The 1,087-nt window shown below is 58.7% G+C and carries 1 pseudogene; it reads right to left on the bottom strand.

Going from position 1 to position 1,087, the window contains the following annotated elements:
* A pseudogene (locus ACESMD_RS01465) lies at positions 1-1,087 on the bottom strand (restriction endonuclease subunit R); the annotation flags it as partial.

Here is a 1,087-nt window from a genome sequence, read left to right as displayed (position 1 = left end):
CTCGACCAAAGAGTAGTTATCCACCGCGCCCAACGGGTCGGCCGGGTCCGCCTGAATATAGGTGTTAATCAGGTGGCGCATATCCGCTTCAAAGGGCTTGATGTCCAGCTCCTCCCCCGAGTGGCGCTTGATCGCCGCACGGACTTCGCTGAAGAACGCCACCTCCTGATTGAGCTCTGCGATTTCAGCCACCGAATAGCCGGCTTCCTCAAGATCCTGCGCAATGGCCGCAAAGGCGCGCACATAGGTCGCCACCTGCTTGTAGAAGGCGATGCGCATGGCCTCGGTATCATCGAGCGCGTTGGGATTGTCGGCATCCCCGCAGAAAGTGCGCAGGTACTGCTCCATTTCCCGAGGTGGCGGCACCGGCTCGCAGAGATACTTCAAAGCTTCGCGGGCCGCATCCAGCCTCTCCCGCCCTTCCTTTAGCCAGTCCTTCAGCTCGACGTTGTTGCCGGCTTCATCGCCATCGTCCAGGTCCAGCTCGTCGGAACTGTAGACGGCGATCGCATCCTGTACGTCACCAAAGAGTTGCTTGTAGTCGACGATATAGCCGTAGTCCTTGTCGTCGCCGTCCAGCCGGTTGGTGCGGCAAATGGCCTGAAACAGGTTGTGATCGTGCAGTTCGTTATCGAGGTAGATATAGGTGCAGGACGGTGCATCAAAGCCCGTGAGCAGCTTGCTCACCACGATCAGCAGCTTGCAGTTGGCCGGCTCCTCGATGAAGCGCCGCTTCATCTCATCCTCGTACTGCTTCGTGGTCTGGCCCTCCCTCAGTACAAATTGGCTATAGGTATCGAACTTGTAGCGTTCATCGCTATTTGCCGGCGCGCGGGAGATGGCGTTGTGGTTTGGCTCGTAGGAGGTAATCACGCCGCAGTACTGGCCAAACGTGGCGTTCTGGAACAGGCGGAAGTAATGGCAGGCGTCGTAAATGGAGGCTGCGACCAGAATGGCCGTACCGCGATTATTGTTGAGGCGCGGCCGGGTGTCGAAGTCTTCGATAATGTCGGCGATGATGCGCTGCTTGCGCTCGGCCGAGCTCATCAGCTCTTCCAGCGTCGCCCAACGCTTGCGCAGTACCGCT

Origin of the sequence: Halomonas sp. (assembly GCF_041689495.1) — a bacterium.
Taxonomy (GTDB): Bacteria; Pseudomonadota; Gammaproteobacteria; order Pseudomonadales; family Halomonadaceae; genus Halomonas.
The sequence above is the reverse complement of the archived record's forward strand: the minus strand, read 5'-3'. Positions and strand labels throughout refer to the sequence as shown.